The 14015-nt window shown below is 70.3% G+C and carries 15 protein-coding genes; 8 read left to right on the forward strand and 7 right to left on the reverse strand.

From position 1 onward, the window contains the following. Window positions 1-37: 37 nt before the first annotated feature. Together PKF00_RS08930 and PKF00_RS08935 are read right to left on the reverse strand one after the other, a co-directional pair. Window positions 38-511 (reverse strand): DUF1203 domain-containing protein, encoded by a 474-nt coding sequence (locus PKF00_RS08930; RefSeq protein WP_271216907.1) that lies wholly within the window; start codon window positions 509-511, stop codon window positions 38-40. Between the two features lie 103 nt (window positions 512-614). Continuing rightward, on the reverse strand, window positions 615-1181 hold the full coding sequence (locus PKF00_RS08935) for a TetR/AcrR family transcriptional regulator (RefSeq protein WP_271216908.1): 567 nt from the start codon (window positions 1179-1181) through the stop codon (window positions 615-617). Between the two features lie 74 nt (window positions 1182-1255). On the opposite strand from PKF00_RS08935, the gene PKF00_RS08940 reads away from it, so the two are divergent. From PKF00_RS08940 to PKF00_RS08970, 8 genes are all read left to right on the forward strand, one after another. Next, on the forward strand, window positions 1256-1750 hold the full coding sequence (locus PKF00_RS08940; protein WP_271216909.1) for an FBP domain-containing protein: 495 nt from the start codon (window positions 1256-1258) through the stop codon (window positions 1748-1750). 157 nt (window positions 1751-1907) lie between these two features. After that, the gene (locus tag PKF00_RS44635) at window positions 1908-2177 is read left to right on the forward strand and encodes a type II toxin-antitoxin system Phd/YefM family antitoxin (protein ID WP_369011159.1); all 270 of its coding nucleotides are present in this window, start codon (window positions 1908-1910) and stop codon (window positions 2175-2177) included. Beyond that, window positions 2161-2472, forward strand: coding sequence for a hypothetical protein (locus tag PKF00_RS08945; RefSeq protein ID WP_271216910.1), 312 nt, complete (start codon window positions 2161-2163; stop codon window positions 2470-2472). Before PKF00_RS44635 ends, PKF00_RS08945 begins: the two co-directional genes overlap by 17 nt. Beyond that, complete coding sequence (locus tag PKF00_RS08950; protein ID WP_271216911.1) at window positions 2405-2917, forward strand: DUF6879 family protein; 513 nt, start codon at window positions 2405-2407, stop codon at window positions 2915-2917. Before PKF00_RS08945 ends, PKF00_RS08950 begins: the two co-directional genes overlap by 68 nt. 12 nt (window positions 2918-2929) lie before the next feature. After that, complete coding sequence (locus PKF00_RS08955) at window positions 2930-3787, forward strand: helix-turn-helix domain-containing protein (protein ID WP_271216912.1); 858 nt, start codon at window positions 2930-2932, stop codon at window positions 3785-3787. Window positions 3788-4069: 282 nt separating this feature from the next. Beyond that, complete coding sequence (locus PKF00_RS08960) at window positions 4070-4342, forward strand: hypothetical protein (RefSeq protein ID WP_271216913.1); 273 nt, start codon at window positions 4070-4072, stop codon at window positions 4340-4342. Between the two features lie 12 nt (window positions 4343-4354). Beyond that, the gene (gene tgmB, locus PKF00_RS08965; protein WP_271216914.1) at window positions 4355-5347 is read left to right on the forward strand and encodes an ATP-grasp ribosomal peptide maturase; all 993 of its coding nucleotides are present in this window, start codon (window positions 4355-4357) and stop codon (window positions 5345-5347) included. After that, a complete protein-coding gene (locus tag PKF00_RS08970) occupies window positions 5344-6519 on the forward strand; it encodes a protein-L-isoaspartate O-methyltransferase family protein (RefSeq protein ID WP_271217041.1) in 1176 nt (391 codons plus the stop codon). The genes tgmB and PKF00_RS08970 overlap by 4 nt, the downstream gene beginning before the upstream one ends. A 329-nt stretch (window positions 6520-6848) precedes the next feature. On the opposite strand, the gene PKF00_RS08975 is transcribed toward PKF00_RS08970, so the two are convergent. The 5 genes from PKF00_RS08975 to PKF00_RS08995 form a co-directional block, all read right to left on the reverse strand. Further along, window positions 6849-9443 carry a bifunctional FO biosynthesis protein CofGH gene (locus PKF00_RS08975; RefSeq protein WP_271216915.1) on the reverse strand — a complete coding sequence of 865 codons (2595 nt, stop codon included), beginning with the start codon at window positions 9441-9443 and terminating at the stop codon, window positions 6849-6851. Window positions 9444-9780: 337 nt separating this feature from the next. After that, complete coding sequence (locus PKF00_RS08980) at window positions 9781-10677, reverse strand: DNA-3-methyladenine glycosylase family protein (protein ID WP_271216916.1); 897 nt, start codon at window positions 10675-10677, stop codon at window positions 9781-9783. Window positions 10678-10727: 50 nt separating this feature from the next. Then, window positions 10728-11822: a mannose-1-phosphate guanylyltransferase gene (gene manB / locus PKF00_RS08985; protein ID WP_271216917.1), complete on the reverse strand. Its 1095-nt coding sequence runs from the start codon at window positions 11820-11822 to the stop codon at window positions 10728-10730. Window positions 11823-11858: 36 nt separating this feature from the next. Then, window positions 11859-12989, reverse strand: coding sequence for a glycosyltransferase family 4 protein (locus PKF00_RS08990; RefSeq protein WP_271216918.1), 1131 nt, complete (start codon window positions 12987-12989; stop codon window positions 11859-11861). A gap of 89 nt (window positions 12990-13078) precedes the next feature. Next, window positions 13079-14005, reverse strand: a complete 927-nt coding sequence (locus tag PKF00_RS08995) for a lysylphosphatidylglycerol synthase transmembrane domain-containing protein (protein WP_271216919.1) — start codon at window positions 14003-14005, stop codon at window positions 13079-13081. Between the last annotated feature and the right edge of the window lie 10 nt (window positions 14006-14015).

Below are 14015 nucleotides of genomic sequence, written 5' to 3' on the forward strand. Positions count from 1 at the left end.
GTGGCCCGGAAAGCGGCCGTTCGAAGACGACGCCGTCTCAGTCGCGCCGCGCCTCGAAATGGAAGCACCCGAACTCGATCGCGCGCACGTGCACCACCGCCACCTCGGGGTCCTCGAACACCTCCCGCAGCGTCGTGTCGGGATCGTCACCGGCGGCCAGGTGGCGTCCCCCCAGGATGTGCCCGTCGGCGGCGTAGGCGCGGAGCATCCGATGCGCCGTGTGCGCCTCGGGCCAGCCCGGCTTCGCGCCGGGGCAGTCCCCCGCGTGCACGAAGACCGGCCCCTGCTCGTCGTAGGCCCCCGGGTCCACTCCCCGCTCGGCCGCCCAGCGACGCAGCGGCGCGTACGACAGCAGCGCGATCCGCTCCCCCGCCTCCGCCTTGCCCAGACAGCAGCGCAACGGAGCCCCGGCTTCCTCGGCGACGAACACGCGCGGCTCCCGGCCCGCGTCGTCCCTGTCCAGCAGCGCCCCCACCGTCTCGGCGTCGATCGCCCGGATCTCATATCCCATGCGCCCATCGTCGTCCGCCCCACTCCCCCGTGCTGGCGGCCCTCGGACCTCGAACTTCTCGCGTCCGCCGCCACCGTGGCCGGGATCTCGGGGCCGGGCGGGGTCAGGGCGACGGCCAGTTTCTGAGGAAGGTGTCGAGGGCGTCCAGGATTCTGGACCACGAGGCCTCCTCCTCGCCCGAGTGCCGGAATCCGCCCGCCGTCTCCAGGCTCACGTATCCGTGGAAGGTGCTGTGCAGCAGCCGTACCGCGTCCGTCTGGGCGGGCTCCGGCAGGTCGTAGCCGCGCAGGATCGCCCGCGTCATCTCCGAGTGCCGACCCGCCGCGCTGGCGGCCGCCGTCTCCGGGTCGAGCTCGGTCTGCATCGCGGCGTATCTCCCCCGATGCTCCTTGGCGTAGTCCCGGTAGGCGTTCGCGAAGGCCACCAGGGCGTCCTTGCCCGCGCGCCCCGCCAGGGCGGCGGCGGCCCTGTCGGCGAGCTCCGCCAGGGCGAGCACCGCCACCCTCACCCTCAGGTCCCGTGCGTTCTTGATGTGGAAGTACAGGCTCGCGTCCGTGACGCCGAACCTGCGGGCGAGCGCCGAGACGGTCACCTTCTCGAAGCCGATCTCGTCGGCCAGGTCCGCCGCCGCCAGGGTCAGGCGTTCGGCGGTCACCCCCGCGCGTGCCATGTGCCACCCTTCTCACGTACTTAGAGGCTTTAAGTGTTTGCTTAATAGTCCTAAGGAAGCTAGCTTCCCCATCTATGAGACCAGTTACCGAAGGCGACATCCGCGCGTCGTTCGTCAATTGCACCAAGGGGGAGGCGAAGCGGCTGGCCGTCCCCAGGGATCTGGCCACGCGCCCCTGGGACGACCTGGACTTCCTCGGGTGGCGGGACCCCGCCTCGCCGGAGCGGGGCTACCTGGTCGCCGAGTCCGGCGACGGGTTCGTGGGGGTTGCGCTGCGGCAGGCCGCACCCCATGCCGGGCACGTACGGCGCAGCATGTGCTCGTTCTGCCTGACCATGCACACGGGAAACGGCGTCTCGCTGATGACCGCGCGCAGAGCGGGGCGCAACGGGCAGCAGGGCAACTCGGTGGGCGCCTACATCTGCACCGACCTGGCCTGCTCGCTCTACCTGCGCGGAAAGAAGGACGTCGGCCCCGGCGGACGGCTCCACGAGTCGCTCACACTGGAGGAGCAGATCGCCAGGACCGCGACCAACCTGGCCGGCTTCCTGGACAAGGTGGTCGGGTGACCCCGCGAAAGACCCGGTGGGCACAGCACCACGCCCACCGGCCCCGCCCCAGAACTCCCGGAGGTCAGCAGGGCAGATCCCGCCTCCGTACGGCATCAACTGTGTTCATGGCCCGATCCTCGGCCGATATTCCGGTTCGGTCGACATCATGGCCGCTATGGAGATCATTCCGATCAGTGAGGCCAAGGACCGGTTGACCGAACTCGCCAACCGAGCCGCTCGCGAACATGACCGCTTCATCCTCACCCGAAACGGACGCCCGCACGCCGTGATCGTGTCCGTGGCCGAATGGAAGTCACTTCAGGAGACGCGGGCAGATCCTGCAGCCGTTCCTTTCAGGCCGCTTGACCCCGGTCGGCATGGCATGCACCCTCAGGGTGGCGATTCGCGCCCCTTGGAGGTGCAGTCTCATGCAATCCCCCGGTAGCGGCGACGGCCTACGGCTTACCTTCTACTGCAAGGACCCCGACTCCAAGACCAAGGACGATTGCCCCAGCTTCTATCGCACCGATCGGGGAAGCTGGGTGGTGCAGGGCAACCGCCAGGGCGAGAGCGTCGCGGTCCAGCTTCACGCCTTGCGGGACGACGAGACATTCGTGGAGATCCCGGAGGCGCTGGCCGAGCGGTTCGTGCATATGTACGTTGAGGAGCGCTATGGAATTGATCTCGGTCAAGCAGCGGTCCGAGTTGCTCAAGGACGTACGCGAGACCCTCAAGCTTGAGCACCGCGACTTCTACGCCGTAGACGCCGATGACCTGGCCCTGTTCGTGGCGGGCGACCTCGACGCCGTGGCCGCTTCTTATCAGGTCTGGGCTGACAGCGTCGCGGAGATGGAGCAGGCCGGAGAGCATCTGCGGCGAGTCCGCGTGATCTCTGAGCCCTTGTCGGACTACCAGCGGATGGCCGTCCAGTTCAGCGGCCCGGCGGTGGACGCGGGCGAGGATCTGCGTTGGCTACCTCGGCGGCTGACCTCCACATTGCCCCTGCCCGGCAATGACTTCTTCGTCCTGGACGGTCACACCGCCTTGTTCAACGTCATGGACGGCAACGGGGACCGCGCCGAGATCCAGCTCTACACCGAGCCCGAGGTGGTCAAGCTGTGCTTGGAGGCCTTCGAGGCCGCGTGGGCGGTGGCCATCCCCCACCGTGAGTACAAGCCGACCTAAGCCGTCCCCGCCGTGCAAGACCAGTCGGCCGAAGCCAGGAAGGCGTTCGGCATCAGGCTGCGGGATCTGCGCCGTGACGCCGGGCTGAACGGCAGGCAACTGGCGGCTCTCACCGGCCTGCACGCCACCAAGATCTCCCGCATCGAGCACGCCCGGCAGAATCCCTCCGAGGAGGACATCCGCGCCTGGTGCGTTGCCTGCGGAGACGAAGGGCTCGTCCCCGAGCTGATCGCTGTTTACCGCGACGTGCAGCGCATGTGGGAGGAGTACCGGGAGGACTTCCGGCGAAAGAGCCAGAAGGCCATCCAAGCGGCCGGAACGCCTCTGTATGAGCGGACCAAGCTCCTGCGCGCCTACGAGGCCATCGTGGTGCCCGGCATCCTGCAGACGCCCGGCTATGTGCGCGGCGTCCTCACCGCCAACGCCACCCTTCACGGCTTGCCGCTCGAAGGCGTGGAGGAGGCCGTCCAAGCCCGGCTGGAGCGCCAACATCTGGTGACCGGCGGCACCGCCCACATGTTCAGCTTCGTCGTGGAGGCCGCCGTCCTGACTTACGCCTTCGGCGACATGGCCGCGATGAACGAGCAGTTCGACTTCCTGGCGCATGTCACTCGTCTGCCCAACGTCGCGTTGGGGATCATCCCTCCTGGCTTCCGCAAGCTCTGGGGCGGCGAGTGCTTCTACATGTTCGACTCCTTCCTTGTGCGCAGCGAGCTGTGGACCGGCCGTTTCCAGACGACGCGGGCCGAGGACATCGCGTTCTTCCTCAAGGCGTTCACGGCCCTTCAGGGGCAAGCCGTCTACGGGGAGGAAGCACGGGCCCTCATCGAGCAAGCACGCGATCTTCTGCAATCTCGTGAAATCTCCTAGCCCTCTGTCCAAGCCCTCGCCACGCTGGGGTCACGACCTCCGCAGCCGCCGAGACCGCCGGCGCGCGGGAGATCACCGAGAGCTGTGTCCCCGGTTCCTGAATCGCCTTATGTCGTGTTCCTGCGCCCGGCAAGACAAGCGTGCACTGCGCTTCCAGCCTTCAAGGGCTACGGCTGGCTCTAGAGGCCGAAGAACGAGATCAGTCGACTGCACAAACGGCCGGCCGACGGCCCGGCGGCCACCTCCGCAAGGTCAGTTGAACCCCCACGAGAAAGGTTCACCATGTCCCAGACCATGACCGAGCTGGACCTGATCACCCACTCCCCGGACGGCGAGTCGCGCGGGCTGATCTTCCGCGTCGGCAACGTCTTCCCGATGCTGCCGACCCGGCACGTCCTGTCCGCTCCGGCCACCCCTGCCGGCGACGCCCGGCCCTGGGGGCTGCGCTTCCTCGTCCTGCCCCCGATCACGGCGGGCGCGCACGAGGGACAGACCCGGGCCACCAGCTCCAGCAATCCGGACGGCACCGCGCCCGAAGAGATCGGCACGGACTGAAGGAGCAGATCCGTGACACACACCGTGCTGATCGTCACCGACGAGACCGATGTGGTGGCCCAACGAGTGGCCGCCGAGCTGGCCGGACGCGGTACGCCCGTTGTCACCATCGACACCGCTGACTTTCCCGGGACGCTGTCCATGGCGGCCACGATCGAGGCGGGCGCCACCTGCTGGGCCGGAACGCTGACCGGCCCGCGCGCCACGTCGCTGAACCTGGCCGAGGTAGGAGCCGTCTACTGGCGCAGGCCCACGCAGTTCGTCATGGACGAGCGCATGTCCAGCCCCGAGTCGGCTTTCGCCTACGGGGAGGCCCGTTACGGCTTCGGCGGCATCCTGATCGCCCTCGGGCAGGGCGGCTGCCTGTGGGTCAACGACCCCATGGCGGCCATGCGTGCCGAGTACAAGCCCGTCCAACTCACCGTGGCCGCCCAGGTCGGCCTGACCGTCCCGCCCAGCATCATCACCAACGACCCGCAAGCCGCCCACACCTGGGCCAAGGAGCGGGACAAGCCGATCATCTACAAGCCCATGTCGGGCGTGTGGCACGCCGACGAGGGACGCATCCGGGCCCTGTACACCTCGCCTGTGGGCGATTTCGACGAGCTCTTGGACCCGGCGTTCGCCAGGACGGCGCAGCTCCTCCAGGAGCAGATGCCCAAGGCGTTCGAGGCCCGCGCGATCGTCGTCGGCACCAAGGTGTTCACCGTCCGCATCGACGCCTCCACCGAGGCGGGCAAGACCGACTGGCGCTCAGACTACGACTCCCTGACCTACACGGCGATCGACCTTCCCGAGGACACCGAGAAGGGGCTCGTGAAGCTGCACGAGCGCCTCGGCCTCGTCTACGGAGCCAGCGATCTGATCTGCACGCCCTCCGGCGAGTGGGTATACCTGGAGACCAACCAGCGGGGAGAGTGGTTCTGGCTGGCCGACGAGACCGGCCTGCCCATCGCCTCGGCCCTGGCCGACATCCTTGAGGAAGGACCTGTGTGGACGAGATGAGCCCACCGGACACGGCCGATGTCCAGGCAATGGCGGGGCGACTGGCCGACGACCTTCGCGGCAGGGGCCTGCTGGGAGATGAGCGGTGGGCGCGAGCACTGGCCGAGGTGCCTCGCGACCTGTTCGCGCCCATGTCGGCCTGGGCCAAGCCGGACCGCTGGAACGAGACGGGCTACCCCATCGACATCGCCACCGACAGCGCGGCCTGGTGGGAGGCCGTCTACTCCGATGCGGCCATCATCATCCAGTCCGACGACGGCGACACCGACCCGGCCGCAGGGAAGGGCCAGTCCAGTTCCTCGGTGTCCGCCCCGGGCGTCGTCTTCCCGTTCCTGGAGCTGCTGGCGCCGCACAAGGGTGACCGGATTCTGGAGATCGGCACCGGATCGGGCTGGACGGCCTCCCTGCTGTCGTGGTGGGCCGGAGCCGACAACGTCACGTCCATAGAGGTTGACCCCGCCGTCGCGGCCGGGGCTGCGGCCAACATCGAAGCGGCCGGGTTCACGCCACACCTCGTGGTGGGCGACGGTCTGAAAGGCTGCCCCGAACGGGCGCCGTTCGACCGCGTCCACGTCACGGCGGGTGTGGCCGACATCCCGGCGGCCTGGATCGAGCAGACCCGGCCCGGAGGCGTGATCGTGCTCCCCTGGCAGCCCGGCGGCGCGACCGGCCACAAACTGCGGCTCACGGTGATCGACGATTCCACGGCCGTTGGGTCCTTCCACGGCCGGGCCAACTACATGATGGTGCGGTCCCAGCGAAGCGACCACGTATGGAACTCCCACCACAGCGAGGATGCCGAGACGAGCGCGACCCGACTGCATCCACGCACCGTCGTCACGGCCGATCTAGGGGCACACCTGGCCGGCGTCGCCCTGGCTCCTGGCGTCGACTGGCTGGTGATCAGCGAACCGGACGGGTACTCGCTGCTGTTGCAGGAGATGGGAAACCCGGAGGGCTCGTGGGCGGCCTGCGACGCGGTACCCGGAGCCGACGACTTCCAGGTCACTCAGTACGGCTCACGCCGTCTGTGGGACGAGGTGGCCGACGCCTACCTCAAGTGGGTCTCGTGGGGCAGCCCCTCAGCCGACCGGTTCGGGCTCACCGTTGAGGCCAAGGGCAATCGGCTGTGGCTGAATCGCCCCGACGGCATGTGGTGGCCACTGCCGTAATTACCGAGGAACTGCCCATCGCCAAGGGTCGACGGACCTAGCACCCGCGATAGCGGCGGGTATCGGCGGCACCCGGGGTTCGTCAGACGCCAGAGTCCGTGTCATCGATCCGGCCCATACTCGTCTCTCCGGAAGACCGGCCGGTGACCGGGGAGCGCGAGGGGTCGGCAGACCCCTCGCCCGGGGTTCGGGGCGAAGCCCCGAGGGGGCACTGCCCGAGCGTGGACCGCGCGAAGCGCGAAGGCTTGCGCGGTCCACGCATGTGAGCCCTTTCCAAAACTGTGAGCCCTTTCCAAAACGGCCCACGTGGACGGGTCCTGATCGGCGGCTCAGACCTGTTCGAGGGGAAGCAGGCCTCGGACGCTGCGGCAGACGCCGTCGCTGGCGGCCGACGCGGCGAGGCGTTCGGCGTCCGGCGTGCCGTAGCCGGTGGTCCGCTGGCGGACGCGCCGCCCGGTGGGGGCGACCATCGCGCCGATCTCGGTGATCGTCTTGAACGAGCCGTTCTCCGAGCCCGCCATCCGGCTGATCGTCTCCTCCATCAGCGTGCCGCCCAGGTCGTTGACCCCGCCCTGGAGCACCTGGCGGCACAGGTCGTCCTGGAGCTTGACCCACGAGCACTGGATGTTGTCGATCGCGCCGTGCAGCAGGACACGGGCCAGCGCGTGCACCGCGCGGTTCTCGCGCGCCGTCGGGCCCGGCCTGGCGATGCCCGCCAGGTAGATGGGGGCGCTGTGGTGGACGAACGGCAACAGCACGAACTCGGAGAAGCCGCCGGTCTCCTCCTGCATGCGGCGGATCAGCCGGATGTGCTGCACCCAGTGGGCGTGGGTGTCGACGTGGCCGTACATCATCGTCGAGGTCGTCGGGATGCCGACCCGGTGCGCGGTCGAGATGACCTCGACCCACTCCCTGGTCGGCAGCTTGCCCTTGGTCAGCACCCAGCGCACGTCGTCGTCGAGGATCTCGGCGGCGGTGCCGGGCAGCGAGTCGACGCCCGCCTCCCTGGCCGCGACCAGCCAGTCCTCGACGGACAGGTTCGTACGGCTGGCGCCGTTGATGACCTCCATCGGGGAGAAGGCGTGGACGTGCATCTCGGGCACCCTGGCCTTGACCGCCCTGGCGATGTCGAAGTAGGCGTCGCCCGGCAGGTCGGGGTGGATGCCGCCCTGCATGCACACCTCGGTCGCCCCCGCCTGCCACCCCTCCCAGGCCCGGTCGGCGACCTGCTCCAGGCTGAGCGTGTAGGCGTCGGCGTCGGTACGGCGCTGCGCGAAGGCGCAGAAGCGGCAGCCGGTGTAGCAGACGTTGGTGAAGTTGATGTTGCGGTTCACCACGTAGGTCACGTCGTCGCCGACCGCCTGCCTGCGGAGGTCGTCGGCGATCCGGCACAGCTCCTCCAGGGCCGCGTCGTCGGCGCCGGCGCCGTTCTGGTCGCCCGCGACGTCGAGGAGGGCGAGCGCCTGCTCGTCTGTCAGCCCCGCCGGGTCGTCGGCGGCCTGCCGCAGCGCCCGCCCGACCTCCCCGACCAGCACGCCGGGCACGGCGGGAGCGGGCAGCCGCTCCTTGAGGGCCTCCCAGTCGCCGTAGACATCGTCGAAGTCGTCGCGGCGGTCGGCGGTGCGGCCCTCGGTGTCGACGGCGGTGTGCAGGTCGACGCGACCGGCGGAGACGAAGCCGCCGTCGGGCTCCTGCCACGGGCGCCCCGCCAGGACGGCGTCCTCGCGCGCCAGGCCCGTCTCGGGGTCGGCGAGGGCGGCGACGTGGGCGCTCAGGCGGGGGTCGAGCCAGGGCTCGCCCGCCAGCACGAACTCGGGGTAGATGGTCAGCCGCTCGCGCAGGGTGAACCCGGAGGCGGCGGTGCGGGCCGCGAGCTCCTCGATCTGCGGCCAGGGGCGCTCGGGGTTGACGTGGTCGGGCGTCAACGGGGAGACGCCGCCCCAGTCATCGATGCCCGCCCTGATCATCAGGTCGTACTCGGAGTCGACCAGGTTCGGCGGGGCCTGCACCCGCATCTTGGGGCCCAGCACCAGCCTGGTCACCGCGATCGTGGCGGCCAGCTCCTGCAGGTCGGCGTCCGGCATGCCGCGCATCGCGGTGTCGGGCTTGGCGCGGAAGTTCTGGACGATGATCTCCTGGAGCCCGCCGTACTCGCGCGCCACCCTGCGCAGCGCGAACAGCGACTCGGCCCGGTCCTCGACGGTCTCGCCGATGCCGATGAGGATGCCGCTGGTGAACGGCACGTTGCTGCGGCCCGCGTCCTCGAGCACGCGCAGCCGTACGGCGGGGTCCTTGTCGGGCGAGCCGTAGTGCGGCATGCCCTTGACCTCGAAGAGCCGCCGCGAGGTCGTCTCGAGCATCATGCCCATCGACGGCGCGACCGGCTTGAGGCGCTGCAGGTCGCGCCAGGTCATGACGCCGGGGTTGAGGTGCGGCAGCAGTCCCGTCTCCTCGAGCACCCGGATCGCCATCGCGCGGACGTAGGACAGCGTGTCGTCGTAGCCGTGCGCGTCCAGCCACTCGCGGGCCTGGGACCAGCGGTCCTCGGGGCGGTCGCCCAGGGTGAACAGCGCTTCCTTGCACCCCATGGCCGCGCCCTGCCTGGCGATCTCCAGCACCTCGTCGGGGCTGAGGAACATGCTCTCCAGTTTGTGCGGGGCGGTGGCGAACGTGCAGTACCCACATCGGTCTCGGCACAGCCGGGACAGGGGGATGAAGACCTTGCGGCTGTAGGTGATGGTTCCCTGCCGCCCTACGGCCTCGAGGCCCGCGTCCCTGACCCGCCCCGCGTGCTGGAGCAGGGTGTCGAGGTGTTCGTCTCTTGCGTGCAGAAGAACGGTGGCCTCTGTGAGGTCGAGAGCTTTTCCGTCACGGGCGCGGGCCAGGGCCCGGCGCATCGCGCTGTCGGTGGGGTTGACGCTCATGACGGCACATTACGACCCGACGCCAGGTGGTCGGGCGGGGGGTGCCTGGTCACGGCCACCGGAGCGCACACGGACACTTCAGAACCTCTTAACCGTACACTCAAGAATATCTAGATAGACGTAAATTAATGCACCTACATATATTTGAGGCGTCCCCCGGAACGTCCCTCGGGAACCCCCGAGACCCGTCAGGAGCCGAAAATGATCTGGTTTCTCCTCGCCCTCGCCGCCGTCTCCGCCCTGGCCCCGCTGATCGGAGCGGACACGCGCGACGGCCGTGACTGGCAGCCCGCCGAGCCCCCGGTAAGGAAGCTCAGAAGCCGGGAGAGAACCCGGGTCAGAACGAGCGATAGTCCCGTGGCGACATCCTCGGCCCGTGGGCGGGCGGCCGCGCACCGCCCAACCTCAGCAGCCTGCTGACCCGGTGGCGGTGCCCCCGGTAGGGGGCCAGCAACCGCAGCATGCCCGCGTCGTCGGCGCGCCGCCCGGTCAGCGCCCAGCCGACCAGCGAGGGCAGGTGATAGTCGCCGACGGAGACCGCGTCCGCGTCGCCGTGCGAGCGCTGCCGCACCTCGGCCGACGTCCACACCCCGATCCCCGGCAGCGCCCGCAGCAGCCGGTCCGCCTCCGCGCTGCCCTCGGTCGCCTCCAGTCTGGCGGCGTACCGGGCGGCGTTCACGATCGTCCTCGCCCGTACGGCCTCCGCCCCCGCCCTGTGCCAGTCCCACGACGGGATCGACCGCCACACCTCGGGCTCGGGGAAGACCCGCATCCCCTCGGGGGCGGGTCCGGGCGCGGGCTCGCCGTAGCGGCGCAGCAGCCACCGCCACGCCCGCCAGGCCTCGTCGGAGACGACCTTCTGCTCCAGCACGGCGGGCACCAGCGACTCGAACACCCTGAAGGTCCTCGCGATCCTGAGCCCCTCGTGGCGCTTGGCCGCGCGCCGTACCGCCTCGTGCTCCGGCGCGAACCCCGAGACGTCGTCCTCCGCGCCGAGCAGCGCGGGCAGCGTCTCCAGCAGCCAGTCGGCCCCGGGACCCCACGCGGCGCCGGTGACCTGCCCGTCCCTGGCCGCCGCCCGCAGTGTGCCGGGTCCCTCAGGCGTCCGGCAGGTGCGCCAGACCGCGCCGTCCGCGGTGCGCCGCCAGGCGGGGTCGCCGCCGCCGTGCCGGAGGGGCTGCAGGGTCAGCCCGAGGTCGAGCGGCCTGTCCGACCGCCACTCCCGCTGTTTCACGAGCGCACTCTCTCACGGACGTCTCACGGGACTCCGCCCGCCCGGGGCGGTCAGACGTCGCTGGAGAAGCGGACCGAGCACTCGGGGAGCACCACGCCCGGCCAGACGCGGCTGCCCGCCAGGAGCTCGTTGCCGGGCCCGACCACGGCGCCGTCGCCGATGACCACGTCGCGCAGGATCGCGCCCGAGGCGATCTCGGCTCCGACGCCGACCACCGAGTCGACCACGGAGGCCCCCGGGTGGACCACGCAGTCGTCGCCGAGCACGCTGCCGGAGATCTGCGCCCCCGACTCGACGACCGCCCTGGCGCCGACGACGGATCCTCCGTCGACCTTCGCCTCCGGGGAGACCCTGGCTCCGGGCAGCGCGAGGAAGTCTCCCGGCGGGCCGGGCAGGGCGGGCGAGGCGAGGCGGCCGAGGACCAGGTCACGGGAGCCCTTGACGAAGGCCGCGGGCGTGCCCACGTCGAGCCAGTAGGAGGCGTCGGCGTAGCCGAGGACCAGGGCGCCGTCCTCGATCAGGCCGGGAAAGGTCTCCCGCTCGACGGAGACGACCTCCCCCTCCGGGATCGTGTCGATCACCGAGCGCGTGAAGACGTAGCATCCGGCGTTGATCCGGTTGGTGACCGGGTTCGGGGTCTTCTCGAGGAAGGCGGTCACCCGGCCGTCCGCGTCGGTCGGCACGCAGCCGAACCGCGAGGGGTCGTCCACCTCGGTCAGGTGCAGCGTGACGGCGGCCCGCCTGGCGACGTGCGTGGCGACCTGGTCGGCGATGTCGTGGCCGGACAGGATGTCGCCGTTGAGCACCAGGACCGGGGCGTCGGGACCGCAGGTCAGCGCCTGCGCGGCGTTCCTGATCGCGCCGCCGGTGCCGAGCGGGGTCTCCTCGGTCATGTACTCGAGCGAGAGCCCGAACGCCGAGCCGTCCCCGAACGCCTCGGAGAACATCTCGGCGCGGTAGGAGGTGGCGAACACGATGCGCCGCACGCCGAACGAACGGGCCCTGGCGAGCTGGTGGGCAAGGAAGGGAACCCCGGCCGTCGGCAGCAACGGCTTGGGCGTGCCGAGCGTCAACGGACGCAGGCGTGTTCCTTGTCCACCGACAAGAAGGATCGCCTCAAGCTCCGGCAAAGCGGTCTCCGTCATCCCGCGAGGTTAACTCACCATTCATCGACGTGACGATTAGCCCAGCTCATCGAGGGCGCGCTGGTAGGAGAGCAGATGCGCCTCCGCGGAGGCCTCCCAGGTGAACTCCCTGGCGCGCGCGGGCCCCGCCTCCGACAGGGCCTGCCTGCGCTCCGGCGAGGACAGCAGCGCGTGCAGCGCCTCGGCGATGCTGGCGTCGTCCGGCTCGGTGTAGGCGACGGCGTCGCCGCCCACCTCGGGCAGCGAGGTGCGGTGCGTGGTGAGCACCGGCGCGCCGCAGGCCATGGCCTCGAGCACGGGCAACCCGAAGCCCTCCCCCGTCGAGGGGAAGGCCGCGACGAGCGCGCCGCCGAGGAAACCGGACAGGTCGGCGAAGGCCAGGTAACCCGGGCGGACCACCCGGACCCCCGAGGGGACCTCGTCGATCGCGGCGTCCACCTCGGCGTCGTGGACGCCGCCCGCCAGCACCAGGACGGGCGGCGAGGGAAGGTCATGGACCGCGCGCGCGAAGCCCCTGATGAGGTTCGGCAGGTTCTTCCTGGGCTCCATCAGGCCGAGGAAGGCGACATACGGCGTGCCGTGCAGGCCGAGCCTGTCGGCCGCGTGCCCGATCTCCCTCGCGGAGGGACGGTGGAACAGCTGCGGGTCCACCCCGTGGTAGGCGACGTCGATCCTGGTCGGGTCGGCGGACAGCACCCTGACCAGCTCGTCCCTCGTCGCCTTCGAGGGGACGACCACCCGCGCGGCGTGGCGGACCGCCGTGCGGGTCGCCGAACGGAAGAAGGAGGCCTTGACCGCGCTGTGCTGGGAGGCGTCGGTGAACCAGGTGACGTCGTGGACGGTCACCACGGTCGGCAGCCCCGAACGCAGCGGCATCGAGTAATAAGGGGCGTGGATCACCTGGGCGCCGACCTGCTGGGCGAGCACCGGCAGCCCGGTCTGCTCCCAGGCGAGCCTGGCGGCGCGGTTGGCGATGCCGAGCGGGCCCGGCAGGATCCTGGCCGAGGGCGCGAGCGCCGCGTAGCGCTCGGCGTCGGCGCGTTGGCACACGATCGCCAGGTCCGCGCCCGCCCGGTCCAGCGCGGCGAGAAGCCCGTCGACGTATCTGATCAGGGCACCGCGATCGGCCGGAACAGCGGCCGCGTCGACGAGCACTCGGGGCGTCAAGGCCGATCACTCCCCTCTGGGTCCACGCGGGATCGTCGTCTCATTTCCCCCTCACTCTATTGCGAGGACCTTCGAAAACGTGGGGCAAATCACACGGGTTTTCCCGTTGTTTGATCGTGCGTGGGATCGACGTCACGACGGGCGGCCAACCCCGCCGTACCAGCGCAGACGAGATCTCCGACGATGATCACGATCCTGGAGCAGAGCGCGACGGCGATCGCCTGCCCCTGGCTCAGGACGGGCGCCAGCACGGCCACCATCGCGACCTCCCTGACCCCCGCCCCGGCGGGGACCACGAACGTCATGATGCCCAGGCACCAGGACAGCGCGAACGCCCCGATCGAGAACACCGCCACCGAGACGCCCGAGGGGCCGAAGTCGCGGATGATCGCCGCCAGGTGCAGGCCGTACGCGGTCCAGCCGAGGAACGCCCAGCCGATCGCGGTGAGCATGCCCTTCCGGGTGAGCGGGCGCTCCAGCGGCTCGCGCTTCAGCTTCCTCAGCCCGAACCCGAGGATCGCGTTGATCACCCGCGGCTCGAAGACCACCGCGAGCACCGGGATCAGCAGGAACACCCAGGCGTACGGCGCGGCGGACCCCGGCAGGGCGGCGAGCAGCGTCACCCCGGAGATCACCAGCCCGCTGCCGAGCTGGACCGGCAGCGTCAGGAAGAACGCCGCCGCGCTGCGCGAGCGGGGCACGCCCAGCTCCCTGCCCATCTCCATCTGGGCGAGCACCGGCCAGAGCGAGCCGGGGATGTACTTGCCGAGCTGGCCGACGAAGAAGACCTTCGCCGCGGGGCGGAACGGCAGCGGCGAGCCGAGGTCGGCCAGCAGCGCCCGCCACGTCATCATCCCGCCGCACAGCGCCGCGACCACCGCGACCAGCGACAGCGCGAGCGACTGCCAGGACAGCAGGGCGAACCCGGCGCGGACGTCGTCCCACTGCCTGGCCACGAACCATCCGCCGAAGCCGAGCGCGACCACCAGGAAGGCGATCCTGACGAAACGTCTCACCGGACCCGCC

The sequence above is a fragment of the Streptosporangium carneum genome, from assembly GCF_027922005.1.
Lineage (GTDB): Bacteria > Actinomycetota > Actinomycetes > Streptosporangiales > Streptosporangiaceae > Streptosporangium > Streptosporangium carneum.

Coding starts and splice junctions, on each gene's coding strand:
- PKF00_RS08930 (WP_271216907.1), bottom strand. CDS start 511: ATGGGATATGAGATCCGGGCGATCGACGCCGAGACGGTGGGGGCGCTG.
- PKF00_RS44635 (WP_369011159.1), top strand. CDS start 1,908: ATGGAGATCATTCCGATCAGTGAGGCCAAGGACCGGTTGACCGAACTC.
- PKF00_RS08960 (WP_271216913.1), top strand. CDS start 4,070: ATGTCCCAGACCATGACCGAGCTGGACCTGATCACCCACTCCCCGGAC.
- PKF00_RS08940 (WP_271216909.1), top strand. CDS start 1,256: ATGAGACCAGTTACCGAAGGCGACATCCGCGCGTCGTTCGTCAATTGC.
- PKF00_RS08970 (WP_271217041.1), top strand. CDS start 5,344: ATGAGCCCACCGGACACGGCCGATGTCCAGGCAATGGCGGGGCGACTG.
- manB (WP_271216917.1), bottom strand. CDS start 11,822: ATGACGGAGACCGCTTTGCCGGAGCTTGAGGCGATCCTTCTTGTCGGT.
- PKF00_RS08935 (WP_271216908.1), bottom strand. CDS start 1,181: ATGGCACGCGCGGGGGTGACCGCCGAACGCCTGACCCTGGCGGCGGCG.
- PKF00_RS08975 (WP_271216915.1), bottom strand. CDS start 9,443: ATGAGCGTCAACCCCACCGACAGCGCGATGCGCCGGGCCCTGGCCCGC.
- PKF00_RS08950 (WP_271216911.1), top strand. CDS start 2,405: ATGGAATTGATCTCGGTCAAGCAGCGGTCCGAGTTGCTCAAGGACGTA.
- PKF00_RS08945 (WP_271216910.1), top strand. CDS start 2,161: ATGCAATCCCCCGGTAGCGGCGACGGCCTACGGCTTACCTTCTACTGC.